Genomic DNA, 20,895 nt, shown 5'->3' on the forward strand with positions numbered 1-20,895 from the left:
CCGCGCTTCAGGCCTCGACGCGGCGCTGCGTGGCCGCGTCGAACCAGTGCAGGCGGTCTTCGCGCGGCTTCGCGCGGATGGTGCTGCCCACGGCGGGCGCGCCTTCGTCTTCGTGGGTGCGGATGATCACGGCCTCGTCGCCGAGGCGGCAGTGCACCAGGCGCTCGGCGCCCAGCAGTTCCACGGTCTCCACCTGCAGCGACCAGCCTTCGCTGCCCACGTCGAGGTGCTCGGGCCGGATGCCCAGGATGCGGCCTTCGCGCCCGCCCGGCGCCTGCTTGAGCAGGTTCATGGGCGGCGAGCCGATGAAGCTCGCGACGAAGGTGGTGGCGGGGCGGTTGTAGACCTCTTCGGGCGTGCCGAACTGCTCCATGTGCCCCGCGTTCATCACGATCATGCGCTGCGCCAGCGTCATGGCCTCGACCTGGTCGTGGGTGACGAACAGGCTGGTGATGCCGAGTTCGCGGTGCAGCTTCTGGATCTCGATGCGTGTCTGCGCGCGCAGCTTGGCATCCAGGTTGGACAGTGGCTCGTCGAACAGGAACACCTGCGGCTGGCGCACGATGGCACGGCCCATGGCCACGCGCTGGCGCTGGCCGCCCGAGAGCTGGCGCGGCTTGCGCTCGAGCAGGTGGCCGAGCTCGAGGATCTTGGCGGCCTTGTCCACGCGCGCCTTGATCTGATCGGGCGGCACCTTGGCGATCTTCAGGCCGTAGGCCATGTTGTCGAACACGCTCATGTGCGGGTAGAGCGCGTAGTTCTGGAACACCATGGCGATGTCGCGCTCGGCCGGTTCGAGCTGGTTCACCACGCGCGGGCCGATGCAGATCTCGCCGCCCGTGACCTCTTCGAGGCCCGCGACCATGCGCAGCAGCGTGCTCTTGCCGCAGCCCGAGGGCCCGACGATCACGATGAATTCGCCGTCGTGGATGTCGGCGCTCACGCCGTGGATCACCTGCAGCGACTGCTTGCCCTGCCGGTACTGCTTGATGACGTTCTTGAATTGCAGCGTTGCCATGTCGGCTCTCTTTATTTCTCGGTATCGACCAGGCCCTTGACGAACCACTTCTGCATGAGGATGACCACGAAGGCCGGCGGCAGCATGGCGAGGATGGCGGTGGCCATCACCACGTTCCATTCCACGTAGACCTCGCCGAAGATGGCGCGCTTGATGCCCAGCACCACCGGGTACATGTCCTCGCTGGTGGTCACGAGCAGCGGCCAGAGGTACTGGTTCCAGCCGTAGATGAACTGGATCACGAACAGCGCCGCGATGCTGGTGCGCGACAGCGGCAGCAGCACGTCCCAGAAGAAGCGCATCGGGCCGGCGCCGTCCATGCGCGCGGCCTCCACGAGCTCGTCGGGCACGGTGAGGAAGAACTGGCGGAACAGGAAGGTGGCCGTGGCCGACGCGATCAGCGGCACGGTCAGGCCCGCGTAGCTGTTGAGCATGCCCAGGTCGGACACCACCGCGTAGGTCGGGCCGATGCGCACCTCCACCGGCAGCATCAGGGTCACGAAGATCATCCAGAACACCAGGCCGCGCGCCGGGAAGCGGAAGTACACGATGGCGAAGGCCGACAGCAGCGAGATCGCGATCTTGCCGACGGCGATCACCATGGCGCTCACGAAGCTCACCCAGAGCATGGGCGCCACGGGCGCGATGGTGGAGCCGCCGCTGGTCTTGCCGCCGAGCAGCGCGAGCTTGTAGGTCTCGAAGAAATGGCTGCCCGGCACCAGCGACAGCGGGTTGCTCGTGGCCACCTGCTCGGCCGTCTGCGTGGAGCCCACGAAGGTGATGTAGACCGGAAAGGCCACCACCAGCACGCCGATCAGCAGGATCAGGTGCGAAAAGAAGGTGAGGACGGGGCGTCGTTCGATCATGTCAGTACTGCACTTTCTTTTCGACGAAGCGGAACTGCAGCACCGTGAGCGCGATGACGATGCCCATGAGGATCACCGATTGCGCGGCCGAGCCGCCCATGTCCAGGGCCTTGAAGCCGTCGTAGTACACCTTGTAGACCAGGATCGCGGTCTCCTTGCCCGGGCCGCCGTGGGTGGTGGCATCGACGATGGCGAAGGTGTCGAGGAAGGCGTAGACGATGTTGATCACCAGCAGGAAGAAAGTGGTGGGCGACAGCAGTGGGAACACGATGGTCCAGAAGCGGCGCCAGGGCGAGGCGCCGTCGATGGTGGCGGCCTCGATCAGCGAGTGCGGGATCGACTGCAGCCCCGCGAGGAAGAACAGGAAGTTGTACGAGATCTGCTTCCACACCGCGGCCATCACGATCAGCGCGAGCGCATGGTCGGGGTTGAGCAGGTGGTTCCAGTCCATGCCCATCCAGCGCAGCGCATAGGCCACCACGCCGTAGGGTGAGGCGAACATGAACAGCCACAGCACGCCCGCCACCACGGGGGCCACGGCGTAGGGCCAGATCAGCAGCGTCTTGTAGACCGAGGCGCCGCGCAGCACGCGGTTGGCCATCACGGCCAGCAGCAGCGCGATCACCAGGCCCACGGCGGCCACGAGGAAGGAGAACACCGCCGTGACCTTGAACGAGGCGATGTAGCTCGGGTCGGCGAACAGGCGCTCGAAGTTGGCCAGGCCCACGAACTCGGTGGACAGGCCGAAGGCGTCTTGCTGCAGCACGCTCTGGTAGAGCGCCTGCGCGGCAGGCCAGAAGAAGAACACCAGTACCACCGCCATCTGCGGGGCCACCAGCAGCCAGGGCAGCCAGGCGGATCGGAATCGGACGCGTTTTTCCATGGCAATCTCGTGGACGTCGAGGGGCGCGACCCTACAACAAAAACCGCCCCGACCGGGTCATGCCGGTTCGGGGCGGGCTGGGCACCCGGGGTGCCCGGGGGACATCACTTGCCCTTGTTGGCGGCTTCGAAGCGGGCCAGCAGCTCGTTGCCGCGCTTGACGGCGTCGTCGAGCGCCTGCTTGGGCGCCTTGCGGCCGGCCCAGACCTGTTCGAGCTCTTCGTCGTTGATGGTGCGGATCTGCACGAAGTTGCCCAGGCGGATGCCGCGCGACTTGTCGGTGGTCTTGCGGATCATCTGCTCCACCGACACGTCGGTGCCCGGGTTCTGCTTGTAGAAGCCCGACTTTTCGGTCAGCTCGTAGGCCGCCTTGGTCACGGGCAGGTAGCCGGTGCGCTGGTGGCTCTTGGCCGCTTCCTCGGCCTTGGAGAGGTGGGCGAAGAACATCGCCACGCCCTTGTACTCGGCTTCCTTCTTGCCCGACATCACCCACAGGCTGGCGCCGCCGATCACGGTGTTCTGGGGCGCGCCGGCCACGTCGGGGTAGTAGGGCAGGGTGCCGATGCCGCCCACGAACTTGGCGTTGCGCTTGACGTTGCCGTACAGCGCCGACGAGCCGGTGATCATGGCGCACTCGCCCGAGACGAAGGTGGCGTCGGCGGCGTTGCCGCGGCCCTTGTAGACGAACAGGCCGGTCTTGGCCATGTTGGCCAGGTTCTCGATGTGGCGCACGTGCAGCGGGCTGTTGAAGCTCAGCCGCGTGTTCAGGCCACGCATGCCGTTGCCCAGGGTGGCGAACTCGGTGTTGTGCCAGGCCGAGAAGCTCTCGAGCTGGGTCCAGCTCACCCAGCTGGTGGTGAAGGGGCACTTGTGACCCGAGGCCTTGAGCTTGCCGGCGGCCAGGGCCACCTCGGGCCAGGTCTTGGGCGGCTTCTCGGGGTCGAGGCCGGCGGCCTTGAAGGCGTCCTTGTTGTAGTGGAAGACGGTGGTCGAGCTGTTGAAGGGGAAGCTCAGCATCTGGCCGTTGGGCGCGGTGTAGTAGCCGGCCACGGCGGGCACGTAGGCGTTGGGGTCGAAGGTCACGCCGGCCTTCTTCATCACCTCGCCCACGGGCACGATGGCCTGGCGGCTGGCCATCATGGTGGCCGTGCCCACCTCGAACACCTGCAGGATGTGGGGCGCGTTGCCGGCGCGGAAGGCGGCGATCGCGGCCGTCATGGACTCGTCGTAGCTGCCCTTGAAGGTCGGCACGATCTTGTACTGGGTCTGGGTGGCGTTGAAGTCCTTGGCCAGGTCGTTCACCCATTCGCCCAGCGCGCCGCCCATGGAGTGCCACCACTGGATCTCGGTCTGTGCGTGGGCGGGGGCGGTGAAGGCGGCGGCCAGTGCGATGGCGCCGGCCAGGGGCAGGTAGCGGTTTTTCATGGAGGCTCCTCGGGTAGGGGTGCTGCGGAAGCCGCAGGCTATCGGTCTTTTGTGACGGATCGATTGCACAGGCGTTGCCCCGCCGTGACAACCGGGGTTTCCACCAGACGGGAAAGGGGATGTTGCGCTGCGATACCATCCCCGCCTCGGTGCCCTGTGACGGCGCCGAGCGCCCCATGAACGCTCCGACTCCGATCCCGCTGCTCGCCACCGCCACGGACGACGCGCCCCGCCTGCGCGAAATTCCCTACAACTACACGTCCTTCTCGGATCGCGAAATCGTGATCCGCCTGCTCGGCGAGCGCGCCTGGTCGCTGCTCGACGGCTTGCGCGGCGAGCGCCGCACCGGCCGCTCGGCCCGCATGCTCTACGAGGTGCTGGGCGACATCTGGGTCGTGCAGCGCAACCCCTACCTGCAGGACGACCTGCTCTCGAGCCGCAAGCGCCGCGGCCAGCTCGTGGACGCGCTCCACCACCGCCTGAGCGAGGTGCAGAAGCGCCGCACGCCGCAGGACGACCCCTCGCGCGACGCCCTGGTGGGCGAGCTGCTGGTCGCGGCGCGTGCCGCGGTCGAGGCCTTCGCGCGCCAGTTCGACGAAGTCGCCGCACTGCGCCAGCGCGCCAACAAGCTGCTGGGCCGGCTCACCGCGCGCGACAACATCAAGTTCGACGGCCTGTCGCGCGTCTCGCACGTCACCGACGCCACCGACTGGCGCGTCGAGTACCCCTTCGTGGTGCTCACGCCCGACACCGAGGCCGAGATGGCCGGGCTGGTGCAGGGTTGCGTCGAGCTCGGGCTGACCATCATCCCGCGCGGCGGCGGCACCGGCTACACCGGCGGCGCCATCCCGCTTACCTGGAAGAGCGCGGTGATCAACACCGAGAAGCTCGAGGCCATGACCGAAGTGGAGTGGGTCCAGGTGCCCGGCCACGACGAGCCCCTGCCCACGGTCTGGACCGAGGCCGGCGTGGTCACCCAGCGCGTGGCCGACGCGGCCGAGCGCGCGGGCCATGTGTTCGCGGTCGATCCCACCAGCGCCGAGGCCTCGTGCATCGGCGGCAACATCGCCATGAACGCCGGCGGCAAGAAGGCCGTGCTCTGGGGCACGGCGCTCGACAACCTGGTGAGCTGGCGCATGGTCACGCCGCAGGCCGAGTGGCTCGAGGTGACGCGCCTGGACCACAACCGCGGCAAGATCCACGACGCCGAGGTCGCGACTTTCGAGCTCAGGTACTTCGCGCCCGACGGCAAGACCCTGCGCCGCACCGAGACCCTGGCCATCCCGGGCCGCACGTTCCGCAAGGAAGGCCTGGGCAAGGACGTCACCGACAAGTTTCTCTCGGGCCTGCCAGGGATCCAGAAAGAGGGCTGCGACGGCCTGATCACCAGCGCGCGCTGGATCGTGCACCGCATGCCCGAGCACACCCGCACCGTGTGCCTGGAGTTCTTCGGCAACCCGAAAGACGCGGTGCCCAGCATCGTCGAGATCAAGGACTTCATGTTCGCCGAGCAGAAGCGCTCGGGCGTGCTGCTGGCCGGCCTCGAACACCTCGACGACCGCTACCTCAAGGCGGTGGGCTACGCGACCAAGAGCAAGAAGGGCAACGGCGGCCTGCCCAAGATGGTGCTGATCGGCGACATCGTGGGCGACGACCCCGACGCGGTCGCGCGCGCCACCAGCGAGGTGATCCGCATCGCCAACTCGCGCAGCGGCGAAGGCTTCATCGCCATCAGCCCCGAGGCGCGCAAGAAGTTCTGGCTCGACCGCAAACGCACCGCCGCCATCAGCAAGCACACCAACGCCTTCAAGATCAACGAAGACGTGGTGATCCCGCTGCCGCGCATGGGCGAGTACACCGAGGGCATCGAGCGCATCAACATCGAGCTCTCGCTGCGCAACAAGATCCGCCTGGCCAACGAGCTCGAGGCCTTCTTCCTGCGCGGCAACCTGCCGCTGGGCAAGGGCGACGACGCCAGCGAGATCCCCACCGCCGAGCTGCTCGAAGACCGCGTGCAGCAGGCCCTGGCGCTGGTGCGCGAGGTCCGCGCGCAGTGGCAGGGCTGGCTCACCGACGTCGACCGCCTGTTCCCCGAGCTGCAGGACCACCGGCTGCGCGCGAGCTGGAAGGCCCAGATCCGCGCCCCGCTGCAGCAGATCTTCAGCGGCGCGGCCTTCGGTCCGCTGCTGGCCGAGTGCAACGCCATCCACCAGCGCGTGCTCAAGGGCCGGGTCTGGGTGGCCCTGCACATGCACGCGGGCGACGGCAACGTGCACACCAACATCCCGGTCAACAGCGACGACTACGAGATGCTGCAGACCGCGCACGAAGCGGTCGACCGCATCATGGTGCTCGCGCGTGGGCTCGACGGCGTGATCTCGGGCGAGCACGGCATCGGCATCACCAAGCTGCAGTACCTGAGCGACGACGAGCTCGCGCCCTTCGCCGCCTACAAGGCCAAGGTCGACCCCGAGGGCCGCTTCAACAAGGGCAAGCTGCTGCGCGGCAGCCTGGACGGCGCGCGCAGCGCCGACCTGTCGCACGCCTACACGCCCAGCTTCGGCCTCATGGGGCACGAATCGCTCATCATGCAGCAGAGCGACATCGGCGCCATCGCCGATTCGGTCAAGGACTGCCTGCGCTGCGGCAAGTGCAAGCCCGTGTGCGCCACCCACGTGCCGCGCGCCAACCTGCTCTACAGCCCGCGCAACAAGATCCTGGCCACCTCGCTGCTGGTCGAGGCCTTCCTGTACGAAGAGCAGACGCGCCGCGGCGTGAGCATCCAGCACTGGCAGGAGTTCGAGGACGTGGCCGACCACTGCACGGTCTGCCACAAGTGCCTCACGCCCTGCCCGGTGAAGATCGACTTCGGCGACGTCACCATGAACATGCGCAACCTGTTGCGCAAGATGGGCCAGAAGAGCTTCCGCCCCGGCAACGCCGCGGCCATGTTCTTCCTCAACGCCACCCAGCCCGAGACCATCAAGCTCATGCGCTCGGCCATGGTGGGCGTGGGCTTCAAGGCGCAGCGCCTGGCCAACGACCTGCTCAAGCGCGTGGCGCGCAAGCAGACCGCCGCGCCGCCGGCCACGCTGGGCCCCGCGCCCATCAAGGAACAGGTCATCCACTTCATCAACAAGAAGATGCCGGGTGGCCTGCCCAAGAAGACCGCGCGCGCGCTGCTCGACATCGAGGACAAGGACTACGTCCCCATCATCCGCAACCCGCAGGCCACCACAGCCGAGACCGAGGCGGTGTTCTATTTCCCCGGTTGCGGCTCGGAGCGCCTGTTCTCGCAGGTGGGCCTGGCCACGCAGGCCATGCTCTGGCATGCCGGCGTGCAGACCGTGCTGCCGCCCGGCTACCTGTGCTGCGGCTACCCCCAGCGCGGCTCGGGCCAGTTCGACAAGGCCGAGAAGATCATCACCGACAACCGGGTGCTGTTCCACCGCGTGGCCAACACGCTCAACTACCTCGACATCAAGACCGTGGTGGTGAGCTGCGGCACCTGCTACGACCAGCTCCAGGGCTACGAATTCGAGAAGATCTTCCCGGGCTGCCGCATCGTCGACATCCACGAGTACCTGCTCGAAAAAGGCATCCGGCTGGAAGGCAAGGGCGCCTACCTGTACCACGACCCCTGCCACAGCCCCATGAAGCTGCAGGAACCCATGAAGACGGTGAAGGCGCTGGTGGGCGAGCAGGTGCTCAAGAGCGAGCGCTGCTGCGGCGAGTCGGGCACGCTGGGCGTCACGCGCCCCGATGTCTCGACCCAGGTGCGATTCCGCAAGGAAGAAGAGCTGCGCAAGGGCGAGGCCGCGCTGCGCAACGGCGGCGCCGTGGCGGCCGACGCCAACGTCAAGATCCTCACCAGCTGCCCGAGCTGCCTGCAGGGCCTGAGCCGCTACCGCGACGACATGCAGAACGGCCTGCTCGAGGCCGACTACATCGTGGTCGAAATGGCGCGCCACATCCTGGGCGAGAACTGGCTGCCCGAGTACGTGGAACGGGCCAACCAGGGCGGCATCGAGCGCGTGCTCGTCTGAAGCAAAGGAGACAAACCATGGCCGGCCTCGACCGCAACACCCCCACCCCCCAGGACATCACGGTGCACGGCGCCTCGCGCGTGCTCGAGGTGAGCTTCTCCGACGGCAGGCGCTTTCGCATCCCGTTCGAGCTGATGCGCGTGTACTCGCCCTCGGCCGAGGTGCAGGGCCACGGCCCGGGCCAGGAGGTGCTGCAGACCGGCAAACGCCACGTGGGACTGCTCGAGCTGCAGCCCGTGGGCAACTACGCGGTGCAGCCCACCTTCGACGACGGCCATTCCTCGGGCATCTTCTCTTGGGACTACCTGTACTTCCTGGGCGACCAGCAGGAGCAGCTCTGGGCCGACTACGAAGCCCGGCTGCAGGCCGCCGGCGTGGGCCGCGACGACCCCATGCCCGAGAAGGCCGGTGCCGGCTGCGGCCACCACCACTGAGGACCCTCCATGGCCCAGACCCATTTCGGTTTCCAGAACGTCGACGAGCGCGAGAAAGCCAGCCGCGTGCGCGGCGTGTTCGACTCGGTCGCCTCGCGCTACGACGTCATGAACGACCTGATGTCGGCCGGCCTGCACCGCCTCTGGAAGCGCTACACCATCACCGTGGCCGATGCGAAGCCGGGCCAGCACGTGCTCGACATCGCCGGCGGCACCGGCGACCTGGCGCTGGCCTTCGCGCGCGAGGTCGGCCCCACCGGCCGCGTGTTCCACACCGACATCAACGAGGCCATGCTGCGCGAAGGCCGCACCCGGCTGCTCGACGCCGGCGTGGTGCTGCCCACCCTGGTGTGCGACGCCGAGAAACTGCCCTTTGCCGACGAGAGCTTCGACCGCGTCTCGGTGGCTTTCGGCCTGCGCAACATGACGCACAAGGAACTTGCGCTGGCCGAAATGCATCGCACGCTGCGGCCGGGTGGCAAATTGCTGGTGCTGGAGTTTTCCCGGGTGGCCAAACCGCTGGAGAAGGCGTACGACTGGTATTCGTTCCAGGTGCTGCCGAAACTGGGCAAGTGGGTCGCCAAGGACGAAGAAAGCTACCGCTATCTCGCGGAATCCATCCGCATGCACCCGGACCAGGAAACCCTGCGGCAGATGATGAAGTCGGCCGGCTTCGGCCACGTCGACGTGCACAACCTCACGGGAGGGGTGGTCGCCTTGCACGTGGGCATCAAGTGTTGATCCCAGAATCGCTGGGTGGATTGTTCGATATCTATAAGGAGGCAAGGATGATGAACAAGCTGTGGTCCGTGTTGCTGGCCCTGACCCTCGCGGTCGGCTCGACCGATACGTTCGCCAAGCGCATGGGCGGGGGCTCGTCCATCGGCAAGCAATCGAGCAACGTCACGCAGCGCAACACCGCGCCGACGCAGACCACGACGCCGGCCCAGCAGGCCGCGCCCGCCCAGGCCCCGCAGGCCGGCGCCGCGCAGCGCCCGGCCACGGCACCCGCCGCCGCCGCACCCAAGCGCCCCTGGGGCGCCATGCTCGGCGGCCTGGCCGCCGGCCTGGGCCTGGCCTGGCTCGCGTCCGCGCTGGGTTTCGGTGAAGCCTTCGCGCAGTTCCTGCTGTTCGCGCTGCTGGCCGTGGTGGTCATGGCGGTGATCGGCTTCGTGATGCGCCGCAAGGCGCCTGCCGCCGCGAACACCGGCCTGGCCTACCAGGGCGCGGGCAACGCCGCGCCGCGCGCGCCGGCCGATTTCGAGCCCACCATGCCGCGCAGCTACAGCCCCAAGAACGTGGGCAACGACGCCTCGGCCCGCCCCTGGGAGCGCAGCGCGCCCGCCAGTCTCGAGGGCGGCCACGGCGGCTCCATGATCGGCTCGGCCCTGCTGGGCCGCCAGACCTGGGGCATCCCGGCCGGCTTCGACACCGAAGGCTTCCTCAAAGCCTCCAAGACCAACTTCGTGAACCTGCAGGACGCCTGGGACCGCGCCGACATCCCCAGCCTGCGCGCCATGATGACCGACGACATGCTCGAGCAGATCCAGGCCCAGCTCGCCGAGCGCGAGCGCGACGCCCGCGGTGTGCCGAACAAGACCGAGGTGGTGATGCTCGAGGCACAGCTCCTGGGCATCGAAGAGACCGATGTGGACTACATGGCCAGCGTCGAGTTCTCGGGCCTGATCCGCGAAGACGCTTCGGCCGGCCCCAACCCGTTCCGCGAGGTCTGGAACATCACCCGCCCCAAGGCCGGTCCGGGCGGCTGGCTGGTGGCGGGCGTGCAGGCCCTGCAATAAGCCCTGCACCCGGCCCGGGGCACACCGCCGGGCCGGCCTTATCCGTCAGAATCGGGTGGTCATGGCACATGTACCACCCGATTCCGTTTCCGGCACGCCTCTGCCGCCGCCCCTGAACCTGCTGCAGGACCTGCTGGGCGCCCTGCGCCCACCCGCCTGGGCCGTGGACGAGTTGCAGAACCGCCTCGTGCTGTTGCTCAACCACGTGCTGCAGCAGGAGCCCGCGGCCACCGAGCGCCTCAAGCGCCAGGCCGGCAAAGCAATCCAGCTGCACTGGGGCGACTTCCACCTCATGCTCGCGCCCACGCGCGCCGGCCTGCTCGAGCGCTGTGACCCGGCATCGGCCACGCCCGAACTCCGGGTCACGCTCACCCAGACCTCGCCGATCGACATCGCGCAGCGCGTGCTCGCGGGCGACAAACCCGGTGTCGACATCCAGGGCGACGTGCAACTGGCCGCCGAGATCGCCTGGCTGGTCGACAACGTGCGCTGGGACGTGGAGGAAGACCTCTCGCGCATCGTCGGCGACGCCCCGGCCCACGCGCTCGTGGGCTTCGCACGGCGCGCGGCCGAGGCCGTCAAGGCCTTTGCCGAGCGCATGCCCCGCCCACCCGCGCGCAGCGCCAAGGTGGACCGGTGAGGCGGCTGCTGCGCGGCGCCTTCATCGCCTGGGTGGTGCTGCGGCACGGGCTCGACGAGCTCGTGCTCTCGAGCTTCGACCACCCCTGGCTGCGCCGGCTCACGCGCGTGCTCACGCTGGGCCGCCGGCTCGAGCAGCCGCGCGGCGTGCGCCTGCGCCAGGCGCTCGAAAGCCTGGGGCCCATCTTCGTGAAGTTCGGCCAGGTGCTGTCCACGCGGCGCGACCTGCTGCCGCCCGACATCGCCAACGAACTCGCGCTGCTGCAAGACCGCGTGCCACCGTTCCCGGCCGAGGTCGCCATCGCCACCATCGAGCGCGCCTACGGCCGCCCGCTGGACGAGGTTTTCAGCCACTTCGAGCGCGTGCCCGTGGCCAGCGCCTCGATCGCCCAGGTGCATTTCGCCACCTTGCGCAGTGGCCGCAGCGCAGGCCGCGAGGTCGCGGTGAAGGTGCTGCGGCCCCACATGCTGCACGTGATCGACAAGGACCTGTCGCTCATGCGCATGATGGCCGGCTGGCTCGAGCGGCTCTCGGCCGACGGGCGCCGCCTCAAGCCGCGCGAGGTGGTGGCCGAGTTCGACAAGTACCTGCACGACGAGCTCGACCTGCTGCGCGAGGCCTCCAACGCCGCCCAGCTGCGTCGCAACATGGCCGGGCTCGACCTGGTCATCATCCCCGAGGTGCACTGGGACTGGTGCCGTACCGAGGTGATGGTGATGGAGCGCATGAACGGCGTGCCCATCAACCGCGTCGACGAACTGCGCCGCCGCGGCGTGGACATCCACAAGCTCGCGCGCGACGGCGTCACCATCTTCTTCACCCAGGTGTTCCGCGACGGCTTTTTCCACGCCGACATGCACCCGGGCAACATCCAGGTGAGCGTGGAGCCGGCCACCTTCGGCCGCTACATCTCCCTCGACTTCGGCATCGTGGGCACGCTGACTGCCTTCGACAAGGAGTACCTGGCGCAGAACTTCACGGCCTTCTTCCGCCGCGACTACAAGCGCGTGGCCGAGCTGCACATCGAGTCGGGCTGGGTCCCGCCCGACACCCGGGTCGACGAGCTCGAGTCGGCCATCCGCGCGGTGTGCGAACCGTACTTCGACCGGCCGCTGCGCGAGATCTCGCTGGGCATGGTGCTCATGCGCCTGTTCCAGACCTCGCGCCGCTTCCACGTCGAGATCCAGCCCCAGCTCGTGCTGCTGCAGAAAACCCTGCTCAATATCGAGGGCCTGGGCCGCGAACTCGACCCCGACCTCGACCTCTGGTCCACCGCCAAGCCCTTCCTGGAGCGCTGGATGCTCGAGCAGATGGGGCCGCAGAAGCTGCTGGCCCAGCTCAAGGCCGAAGCGCCCCAGTACGCCAAGCTGCTGCCGGCGCTGCCGCGCCTGCTGCACGACTACCTGCGCGATCGCCCGCAGGACCTGCGGCGCGAGATCGACGGCCTGATCGCCGAGCAGCGCCGCACCAACCGCCTGCTGCAGGCCATCGTCTACGGCGGCGTGGGCTTCCTGCTCGGGCTGCTGGCCATGCAGCTGCTGCTGCGCGTGCGCCTGTGGTGAGGCGGCCCGGGTGAGCCGCGCGCGCCCGGCAGGGGAACCCCCCCGGAATTTATAATCGCGGGCTTTGTCCGCCCGGGCCTGCGCGCCGGGGCGGCTTCTCCTTTTTCACTGCGTTCACGCCATGCCCATCTACGCCTACAAGTGCGGGTCCTGCGGCCATGCCAAGGACGTCCTGCAGAAGATCTCCGACGCCCCCCTCACCCAGTGCCCGGCCTGCGGTGCCGACGCCTTCCGCAAGCAGGTCACGGCCGCGGGTTTCCAGCTCAAGGGTTCCGGCTGGTACGTCACCGATTTCCGCGGCGGCAACACCAGCGGCGGCGGTGCCGGCTCGGCCGGCGAGTCCAAGAGCGCCGACGCTGCGGCCGCCCCGTCGAGCGAGAGCAAGCCCGCGGCTGCGCCGGCCCCGGCGAGCGCCCCCGCCGCCGCGCCGGCCGGCGGCTCCGGCTCCTCGTCCACCTGATCGGCCCGCATGACCGCCCTGCGCAAGTGGCTCTTCTCGGGACTGCTGGTCCTGGTGCCACTCATCGTCACCCTCTGGGTGATCGACTGGGTGGTCGGCACGCTCGACCAGACGCTCAACATCCTGCCGCCCGCCTGGCGGCCCGACGCCCTGCTGGGGGTGCACATCCCCGGCCTGGGCGTGGTGTTCGCGCTGGTCATCCTGCTGTCCATCGGGGCGCTTGCGTCCAACATCATCGGCAACCGCATCGTCAGCTGGTGGCATGCGCTGCTGCACCGGATTCCGGTGGTCCGCTCCATCTATTCGGGCGTCAAGCAGGTCTCCGACACGCTGTTCTCCGAGAAGGGCAACGCCTTTCGCAAGGCGGTGCTGGTGCAGTGGCCGCACGAAGGCATGTGGACCATCGCCTTCCTCACGGGCGCGCCTCAGGGCGAGGTGCTCGACACGCTGCAGGCCAAGCCCGGCCAGGACACCCTCACCGACGACTTCGTCAGTGTCTACGTGCCCACCACGCCCAACCCCACGGGCGGCTACTTCGTGCTGCTGCGCGCGCGCGACTGCGTTGAGCTCTCCATGAGCGTGGACGAGGCGCTCACCTACATCGTGTCCATGGGCGTGATCGTGCCCGGTGGGCCCAAGAACCCGAAGATCAAGCCCGCGGTGGTTGCCGCGGACCCCTCCTGAAAACAGAAAGAAGCCATCATGTCCATGCGCTCCCAATACTGCGGTCTGGTGACCGAGGCCCAGCTGGGCCAAACCGTCACGCTGGCGGGCTGGGTGAACCGCCGCCGTGACCACGGTGGCGTGATCTTCATCGACCTGCGCGACCGCGAAGGCACGGTGCAGGTGGTCTGCGACCCCGACCGCCCCGAGATGTTCAAGACCGCCGAAGAGGTGCGCAACGAGTTCTGCGTGCAGGTGGTGGGCGTGGTGCGCGCGCGCCCCGAGGGCACGACCAACGACGGCATCAAGAGCGGCAAGGTAGAGGTGCTGTGCCACGAGCTCAAGGTGCTCAACCCCTCGGTCACGCCGCCGTTCCAGCTCGACGACGACAACCTCTCCGAGACCACGCGCCTCACGCACCGCGTGCTCGACCTGCGCCGCCCCTACATGCAGCGCAACCTCATGCTGCGCTACCGCGTGGCCATGGAGGTGCGCAAGTTCCTCGACGCCAACGGCTTCGTCGACATCGAAACCCCCATGCTCACCAAGAGCACGCCCGAAGGCGCGCGCGACTACCTCGTGCCCAGCCGCGTGCACGATGGCATGTTCTTCGCGCTGCCGCAGTCGCCCCAGCTGTTCAAGCAGCTGCTCATGGTGGCGGGCTTCGACCGCTACTACCAGATCACCAAGTGCTTCCGCGACGAAGACCTGCGCGCCGACCGCCAGCCGGAGTTCACGCAGATCGATATCGAGACCTCGTTCCTGACCGAGCAGGACATCCGCGACATGTTCCAGGGCATGATCAAGACGGTGTTCCAGAACACGCTGGGCGTTGACCTCGGCGAGTTCCCGGTCATGGCCTACAGCGAGGCCATGCACCGCTACGGTTCGGACAAGCCCGACCTGCGCGTGAAGATGGAGTTCACCGAGCTCACCGACGTCATGGCCGACGTGGACTTCAAGGTCTTCAGCGCGCCCGCGCAGATGAAGAACGGCCGCGTGGTGGCGCTGCGCGTGCCCGGCGGCGCCGAGATGAGCCGCAGCGAGATCGATGCCTACACCGAGTTCGTCAAGATCTACGGCGCCAAGGGCCTGGCCTGGATCAAGGTCAACGACATCACCAAGGGCCGCGACGGCCTGCAGAGCCCGATCGTGAAGAACCTGCACGATGCCGCGCTCGACGCGGTGCTGCAGCGCAGCGGCGCGCAGAACGGCGACATCCTGTTCTTCGGCGCCGACAAGGCCAAGGTCGTCAACGACGCCATCGGCAACCTGCGCATCAAGATCGGCCACAGCGAACTGGGCAAGAAGAACGGCCTGTTCGAAGACCGCTGGGCCCCGATGTGGGTGGTCGACTTCCCGATGTTCGAGTACGACGACGAGGCCGACCGCTGGACCGCGGTGCACCACCCCTTCACCGCGCCCAAGGACGGCCACGAGGACCTGATGGTCACCGACCCGGGCCGCTGCATCGCCAAGGGCTACGACATGGTGCTCAACGGCTGGGAGATCGGCGGCGGTTCGGTGCGCATCCACCGCGCCGACGTGCAGGCCAAGGTCTTCGACGCGCTCAAGATCGGTCCGGAAGAGCAGCGCATGAAGTTCGGCTTCCTGCTCGACGCGCTGCAGTACGGCGCGCCGCCGCACGGCGGCCTGGCCTTCGGCCTCGACCGCATCGTCACGCTCATGACGGGTGCCGAGTCCATCCGCGATGTGATCGCCTTCCCCAAGACCCAGCGCGCCCAGTGCCTGCTCACGCAGGCCCCGAGCCCGGTCGACGAGAAGCAGCTGCGCGAGCTGCACATCCGCCTGCGCAACCCCGACGCGGTCAAGCCGGCCTGAGGGGCCCTGTAGGACGATGCCTCAAAAGGCGCCTTCGGGCGCCTTTTTGCATGGAACCTGCGTATGCTTGTGTGGTCGCACCGTCGGTCCCCGTGATCGAATGTTTTCAACCGACTGGAAAAGGAGTCCGCCATGGCCGAAGCCCTCACCGATACCACCACCAGCAAGAAGAAGCTCGTGCGCGACCTGCAACGCGTCATCAGCGACGCCGAAGAGCTGTTGCAGGCCACGGCCAGCGAGACCGAAGGCAAGGTGGTCGAGATGCGCGAGCGCATCCGCGAAAACCTCATGGCCGCCAAGCACAAGCTCGGTGACATCGAAGACACCATCGCCGCCAAGACCAAGGAAGCCGCGCGTGTGACCGACGAATACGTGCACGACCACCCCTGGCAGGCCATCGGCACCGCGGCGGGCGTGGGCCTGCTCATCGGTCTGCTGATCGGCCGCCGCTGACCCGGTTCATGGAGCCCTCCGCCCAACGCCTGTCGGCCTCGCTGCGCGGCCTGGCCGCCACCCTGGTCGAACTCGCGCAGGTTCGCCTCGAGTTGTTCAGCGTCGAGGCCCAGGAAGAGGTGCTGCGCGTGGCCAGCCTGGTCGCGTACGGCGCGATCGCGCTGGTGTGCATGGCGCTGGGCCTGGGCTTCCTGGCCATCCTGATCACCGTGGCCCTGTGGGACGAGCACCGGCTGCTGGCGCTGTCGGTGTTCACCGCGGTGTTCCTGCTCGCCGGCCTGGTCGCGATGGCGCAGGCGCGCGAGCGCATCCGGCGTGGCTCGCGCCTGTTCTCGGCCAGCATCGAAGAGCTGCGCCAGGACCGCGAATCGCTCGAACCATGAACGGGGCGCCCGCATGACCGGCCTGCGTGCCCGCCAGCTCGCGCAGCGCCGCACGGCCCTGCGCGCGCGTTCGCGCGCGCTGCGGGCGCGCGCCGCGCTGCAGTCGCGTTCGCTCGAACCGGTGCTGACCTGGGCCGACCGCGTGCAGACCGCCTGGCAGTGGCTGCGCGGCTGGCCGCGCGAGGTGGTGCTGCCGCTGGCGGCGGCCTCGGGCCTGTGGATGGCGCGCAAACCCAGCCGCTTCCTCTCGGTGCCGCTGCGCCTGCTTTCGGTGTGGCGCCTGTGGCAGCGCCTCACCGCGGGCCGCCGTGCCTGAGCCCGCGCCCGCGCACAAGCTGCCCTGGTCGGTGCTGGTGGTGATCCACACGCCGGCGCTCGAGGTGCTGCTGATCGAACGCGCCGACGCGCCGGGCTTCTGGCAATCGGTCACCGGCTCGCGCGACCACCCCGACGAGGCCTTCGAGGCCACCGCCGTGCGCGAGGTGGCCGAGGAGACCGGGCTCGACGCGCGCGCGCCCGGCCATGTGCTCAGCGACTGGGGGCTGGAGAACGTCTACGAGATCTACCCGCAGTGGCGCCACCGCTACGCACCGGGCGTGACGCACAACACCGAGCACCTGTTCGGCCTGTGCGTGCCGGCGCCGCGGCCCGTGCGGCTGAGCCCGCGTGAACACCGCGATCAGTGCTGGCTGCCGTGGCAGCAAGCCATGGAGCGCTGTTTTTCGTCCTCCAATGCCGAGGCCATCGGCTGGTTGCCGCGGCTCGGCGGCCTTCGAAGGCAGTAGGGCCGTGCCACCCACCCGGACAGCGGCGCCGTTGTGCCCCTGGGCACACCCTGCCGGGCAGCGCGCGCGCACGCTGGCACGTCCTCACCGGATGGAGACCGGCCATGCTCACGATGCCCGAATCCGCCTCGGCCGCCGCGCGCGACGACCCGCACCTGCTCTCACTGCCCTGGATATCGGCCGGGCGCATGCGCCTGCTGCGCGGCGACGTGCTGCGCTTCCGGCCCGACCCGCTGCGCCTGGGGCTGCAGGTCGCGGTCTTCGAGTGGCGGCTCGGCGACGGCGCCTGCCGCCGCGTGACGCTGGGCGTGCACCAGCGCCCCGCACAAGACTGGCTGCAGGGCGAAGACGATGCCCTGGTGCTGATCGAACCGGCGGGTGCGCCCGGCTGGGCCGCGGCCACGGGCGGTCTGCGCGAGCGCGTGCGGCTCACCGAGGGCGGCGGCTTCGCCTACCACCCGCTGCCCGGCTTCGTCGGCCGCGAGGCCTTTGCCTACCTGGACCAGGGCCGGGGCGAGTTGCGCCTGACCCACGTCACCATCAGCCTGCAGCCGCCCCTGCACTGACCGCCCCCCGGCGCCCAAGGGGCGGGCGGTGCGTGCGATCATTCCGCGCATGAGCATCGTGCGCGTGGCCACGTACAACATCCACAAGGGCGTGCAGGGCCTGGGGCCGGCGCGCCGGCTCGAAATCCACAACCTCGCGCACGCGGTCGAGCAGTTCGACGCCGACATCGTCTGCCTGCAGGAGGTGCGCAGCCACCACCGCAAGTTCGAACGCTACTTCACGCGCTGGCCCGAACTCGACCAGGCCGGCTACCTGTCCCCGGAGGGCTACGAGTCGGTCTACCGCACCAACGCGGTCACGCGGCACGGCGAGCACGGCAACGCGCTGCTCTCGCGCTGGCCGGTGATCAGCGTGGGCCATGCCGACGTGTCCGACCACCGCTTCGAGCAGCGCGGCCTGCTGCACGCGCAGCTGCTGGTCGAGGGCGTGGGCGTGCACGTGGTGGTGGTGCACCTGGGCCTGATCCACGCGAGCCGCGAACGGCAGGTGCAGCGCCTGGGCCAGTTCATCGCCCGCGAGGTGCCGCCCGATGCCCCGCTGGTGGTGGCGGGCGATTTCAACGACTGGAGCGCGCAGCTGCTCAAGCCCATGGCCGCGCTGGACCTGCACACCTTCGAGGGCATCCGGCTGCCCACCTATCCCTCGCGCCTGCCGCTGCTGCACCTCGACCGCATCTTCGCGCGCGGCCTGCGCCCCGTGTCGGCGCACGTGCCGCACGGCATGGCCTGGCGGCGCATGTCCGACCACCTGCCCCTGATCGCGGACCTGGAACTCGCGGCGTGAGACACGGGCATTCGAACCTGCAGGAGGGCCATCAGCTGCTGCTGCTGCGCGGGGGCGACGAGCTGTTTCCGGCCCTGGTCGAGGCCATGGACACGGCGCGCCAGGTGGTGCACCTGGAAACCTACATCTTCGAGTTCGCGGGCTCGGCCCTGCAGGTCGCCGAGGCGCTCGAACGCGCGGCCCGCCGGGGCGTCGCGGTGCGCCTGGTGGTCGACGGTGTGGGCACGCCCGCGGTGCCTGAGGCGTGGGCCCGCCGCTTCGACGCCGTCGGCGTGCAATGGCGCATCTACGCGCCACTGGGTCGCCTGGGTCTGCTGCTGCCCAGCCGCTGGCGCCGCCTGCACCGCAAGCTCTGCGTGGTCGACGGCACGGTGGGCTTTTGCGGCGGCATCAACCTCATCGACGACCGCGACGACGTGGCCCTGGGCCGGCTCGACGAGCCCCGCCTCGATTACGCGCTGCGCGTGGCCGGCCCCCTGGTGGCCGACATGGTCGCCACCATGGAGCAGCTCTGGTGGCGCATGCAGGCCACGCGCGAGGTGCGCCAGCGCGCTTTCGCCGCGGCCTGGAGCGCGCTGCGCGGCTCCAGCCCCGTGGGCGATTTCTCCAAGCTGCTGCGCAAGCTCGAAGCGCGCGCGCGCGGCCTCGCCGGCGAAGCAGACACGGACGCCGGCAGCTCGCTCATGGGCGTGGACGACGCGCGCGCCGCGCTGCTGCTGCGCGACAACGTCTCGCACCGCCACGACATCGAGCGCGCCTACCTCAAGGCCATCGGCGACGCGCGCGCGCACATCATCATCGCCAACGCCTACTTCATCCCGGGCCGCAAGCTGCGCAAAGCCCTGTTCAAGGCGCGCGAGCGCGGCGTGCGTGTGCGGCTGCTGCTGCAGGGGCGCTACGAGAACTTCTTCCAGTACCGCGCGGCGCGGCCGGTGTTCAAGCGCCTGGTCAACGCGGGCATCGAGGTCTGCGAGTACGCGCCGAGCGCGCTGCACGCCAAGGTCGCGGTGATCGACCAGCGCTGGGCCACCGTGGGCTCCACCAACCTCGACCCGCTGTCGCTGCTGCTCGCGCGCGAGGCCAACGTGGTCACCATCGACCGCCGCTTCGGCGCGCTGCTGCACGACTGCCTCGACGACATCGTGTGCCACCGCAGCACGCCGGTGGACGCGGCCGCGCTCAACGCGCGGCGCTGGCACGACCGGCTGCTCGACCGCATGGCCTTCGGCATCATGCGCACGCTGCTGTTCCTCACCGGGCACCGCTACTGAGGCCGGCCATGGACCTGATCGTCCAGCGCCCCGAGGGCCTGTACTGCCCGCCCGGCGATTTCCACATCGACCCCTGGCGCCGCGTGGACCGCGCGGTGATCACGCACGCGCACGCCGACCACGCGCGGCCCGGCCACGGCCACTACCTCGCGGCCGCGCCCGGCGAAGGCCTGCTGCGCTCGCGCCTGGGCGAGGGCATCACCCTGCAGACCCTGGCCTACGGCGAGACCTTGGAGCACAACGGCGTGCGCATCTCGCTGCACCCCGCGGGCCACGTGCTCGGCTCGGCCCAGGTGCGTGTGGAGCACGAAGGCCGCGTGTGGGTGGCCAGCGGCGACTACCGCACCACGCCCGCGGGCGCCGTGCCCGACCGCACCTGCGCACCCTTCGAGCCCGTGCGCTGCCACACCTTCATCACCGAATCCACCTTCGGCCTGCCGATTTACCGCTGGCGGCCCGACGCCGAGCTGTTCGCGGAGATCAACACCTGGTGGGCGCGCAACGCCGAGGCCGGCCGCGCGAGCGTGCTGCAGTGCTACAGCCTGGGCAAGGCGCAGCGCATCCTGGCCAACGTCGACGCCTCCATCGGCCCCATCGTGTGCCACGGCGCGGTCGAGCCGCTCAACCGCGCGTACCGCGCAGCGGGTGTGCCGTTGCCCGAGACCCGGCTGGTCACCGAGGTGAGCGACAAGGCCACGTTGCAGCGCGCGCTGGTGCTGTGCCCGGGCAGCGCCGTGGGCACGCCCTGGATCCGCCGCTTCGGCGACGTCAGCGACGCCTTCGCCAGCGGCTGGATGCAGATCCGCGGCTGGCGCCGCCGCGGCGGCCAGGACCGCGGCTTCGTGCTCAGCGACCACGCCGACTGGCCCGGCCTGCTTTCGGCCATCGGCGCCAGCGGGGCCGAGCGCGTGATCGTCACGCACGGCAGCGTGCCGGTGCTGGTGCGTTACCTGCAGGAGCAGGGCCTGCAGGCCGAGTCCTTCGAGACCGAGTACGGCGACGAGGCATGAGCCCCC

Annotated in this window: 21 protein-coding genes; 17 read left to right on the top strand and 4 right to left on the bottom strand. The window is 69.1% G+C overall.

Annotated elements, in window-relative coordinates; genetic code table 11:
* Positions 1-7 precede the first annotated feature (7 nt).
* From G9Q37_RS21140 to ugpB, 4 genes are all read right to left on the bottom strand, one after another.
* Positions 8-1,018: a sn-glycerol-3-phosphate import ATP-binding protein UgpC gene (locus G9Q37_RS21140; protein WP_166230529.1), complete on the bottom strand. Its 1,011-nt coding sequence runs from the start codon at positions 1,016-1,018 to the stop codon at positions 8-10.
* 11 nt (positions 1,019-1,029) lie between these two features.
* A complete protein-coding gene (ugpE, locus tag G9Q37_RS21145) occupies positions 1,030-1,884 on the bottom strand; it encodes a sn-glycerol-3-phosphate ABC transporter permease UgpE (protein WP_166230531.1) in 855 nt (284 codons plus the stop codon).
* 1 nt (position 1,885) lies between these two features.
* Complete coding sequence (ugpA, locus tag G9Q37_RS21150; RefSeq protein ID WP_166230533.1) at positions 1,886-2,767, bottom strand: sn-glycerol-3-phosphate ABC transporter permease UgpA; 882 nt, start codon at positions 2,765-2,767, stop codon at positions 1,886-1,888.
* A 104-nt stretch (positions 2,768-2,871) separates the two neighbouring features.
* The gene (gene ugpB / locus G9Q37_RS21155; protein ID WP_166230535.1) at positions 2,872-4,191 is read right to left on the bottom strand and encodes a sn-glycerol-3-phosphate ABC transporter substrate-binding protein UgpB; all 1,320 of its coding nucleotides are present in this window, start codon (positions 4,189-4,191) and stop codon (positions 2,872-2,874) included.
* Between the two features lie 176 nt (positions 4,192-4,367).
* On the opposite strand from ugpB, the gene G9Q37_RS21160 reads away from it, so the two are divergent.
* The 17 genes from G9Q37_RS21160 (at position 4,368) to G9Q37_RS21240 (ending at position 20,889) form a co-directional block, all read left to right on the top strand.
* Positions 4,368-8,237 (top strand): DUF3683 domain-containing protein, encoded by a 3,870-nt coding sequence (locus G9Q37_RS21160; protein ID WP_166230537.1) that lies wholly within the window; start codon positions 4,368-4,370, stop codon positions 8,235-8,237.
* A gap of 17 nt (positions 8,238-8,254) precedes the next feature.
* Positions 8,255-8,671, top strand: coding sequence for a gamma-butyrobetaine hydroxylase family protein (locus G9Q37_RS21165; RefSeq protein ID WP_166230539.1), 417 nt, complete (start codon positions 8,255-8,257; stop codon positions 8,669-8,671).
* 9 nt (positions 8,672-8,680) lie between these two features.
* Positions 8,681-9,412, top strand: coding sequence for a bifunctional demethylmenaquinone methyltransferase/2-methoxy-6-polyprenyl-1,4-benzoquinol methylase UbiE (ubiE, locus tag G9Q37_RS21170; RefSeq protein ID WP_166230541.1), 732 nt, complete (start codon positions 8,681-8,683; stop codon positions 9,410-9,412).
* Positions 9,413-9,462: 50 nt separating this feature from the next.
* Entirely contained in the window at positions 9,463-10,470 is a 1,008-nt protein-coding gene (locus tag G9Q37_RS21175) for a Tim44 domain-containing protein (RefSeq protein WP_166231561.1), read from the top strand.
* Between the two features lie 61 nt (positions 10,471-10,531).
* Positions 10,532-11,110 (top strand): hypothetical protein, encoded by a 579-nt coding sequence (locus G9Q37_RS21180; protein WP_166230543.1) that lies wholly within the window; start codon positions 10,532-10,534, stop codon positions 11,108-11,110.
* Entirely contained in the window at positions 11,107-12,672 is a 1,566-nt protein-coding gene (gene ubiB / locus G9Q37_RS21185) for a ubiquinone biosynthesis regulatory protein kinase UbiB (protein ID WP_166230545.1), read from the top strand. The genes G9Q37_RS21180 and ubiB overlap by 4 nt, the downstream gene beginning before the upstream one ends.
* Before the next feature lie 121 nt (positions 12,673-12,793).
* A complete protein-coding gene (locus G9Q37_RS21190) occupies positions 12,794-13,132 on the top strand; it encodes an FmdB family zinc ribbon protein (protein ID WP_166230547.1) in 339 nt (112 codons plus the stop codon).
* A 9-nt stretch (positions 13,133-13,141) separates the two neighbouring features.
* On the top strand, positions 13,142-13,816 hold the full coding sequence (locus G9Q37_RS21195) for a DUF502 domain-containing protein (protein WP_166230549.1): 675 nt from the start codon (positions 13,142-13,144) through the stop codon (positions 13,814-13,816).
* A gap of 18 nt (positions 13,817-13,834) precedes the next feature.
* Positions 13,835-15,637: an aspartate--tRNA ligase gene (aspS, locus tag G9Q37_RS21200; protein WP_166230551.1), complete on the top strand. Its 1,803-nt coding sequence runs from the start codon at positions 13,835-13,837 to the stop codon at positions 15,635-15,637.
* A gap of 132 nt (positions 15,638-15,769) precedes the next feature.
* Positions 15,770-16,090: an ElaB/YgaM/YqjD family protein gene (locus G9Q37_RS21205; RefSeq protein WP_166230553.1), complete on the top strand. Its 321-nt coding sequence runs from the start codon at positions 15,770-15,772 to the stop codon at positions 16,088-16,090.
* Between the two features lie 8 nt (positions 16,091-16,098).
* Positions 16,099-16,473 (top strand): phage holin family protein, encoded by a 375-nt coding sequence (locus G9Q37_RS21210; protein ID WP_166230555.1) that lies wholly within the window; start codon positions 16,099-16,101, stop codon positions 16,471-16,473.
* Between the two features lie 13 nt (positions 16,474-16,486).
* Positions 16,487-16,789, top strand: coding sequence for a hypothetical protein (locus tag G9Q37_RS21215; RefSeq protein ID WP_166230557.1), 303 nt, complete (start codon positions 16,487-16,489; stop codon positions 16,787-16,789).
* A complete protein-coding gene (gene nudB / locus G9Q37_RS21220) occupies positions 16,782-17,258 on the top strand; it encodes a dihydroneopterin triphosphate diphosphatase (RefSeq protein WP_166230559.1) in 477 nt (158 codons plus the stop codon). Before G9Q37_RS21215 ends, nudB begins: the two co-directional genes overlap by 8 nt.
* Before the next feature lie 104 nt (positions 17,259-17,362).
* Positions 17,363-17,824, top strand: coding sequence for a hypothetical protein (locus tag G9Q37_RS21225; protein WP_166230561.1), 462 nt, complete (start codon positions 17,363-17,365; stop codon positions 17,822-17,824).
* A gap of 49 nt (positions 17,825-17,873) precedes the next feature.
* Positions 17,874-18,608: an endonuclease/exonuclease/phosphatase family protein gene (locus G9Q37_RS21230; protein ID WP_166230563.1), complete on the top strand. Its 735-nt coding sequence runs from the start codon at positions 17,874-17,876 to the stop codon at positions 18,606-18,608.
* Positions 18,605-19,879 carry a cardiolipin synthase ClsB gene (gene clsB, locus G9Q37_RS21235; RefSeq protein ID WP_240936450.1) on the top strand — a complete coding sequence of 425 codons (1,275 nt, stop codon included), beginning with the start codon at positions 18,605-18,607 and terminating at the stop codon, positions 19,877-19,879. The genes G9Q37_RS21230 and clsB overlap by 4 nt, the downstream gene beginning before the upstream one ends.
* An 8-nt stretch (positions 19,880-19,887) precedes the next feature.
* On the top strand, positions 19,888-20,889 hold the full coding sequence (locus G9Q37_RS21240; RefSeq protein ID WP_205710686.1) for a ligase-associated DNA damage response exonuclease: 1,002 nt from the start codon (positions 19,888-19,890) through the stop codon (positions 20,887-20,889).
* The last annotated feature ends 6 nt before the right edge of the window (positions 20,890-20,895 follow it).

Source organism: Hydrogenophaga crocea (assembly GCF_011388215.1).
GTDB lineage: Bacteria > Pseudomonadota > Gammaproteobacteria > Burkholderiales > Burkholderiaceae_C > Hydrogenophaga > Hydrogenophaga crocea.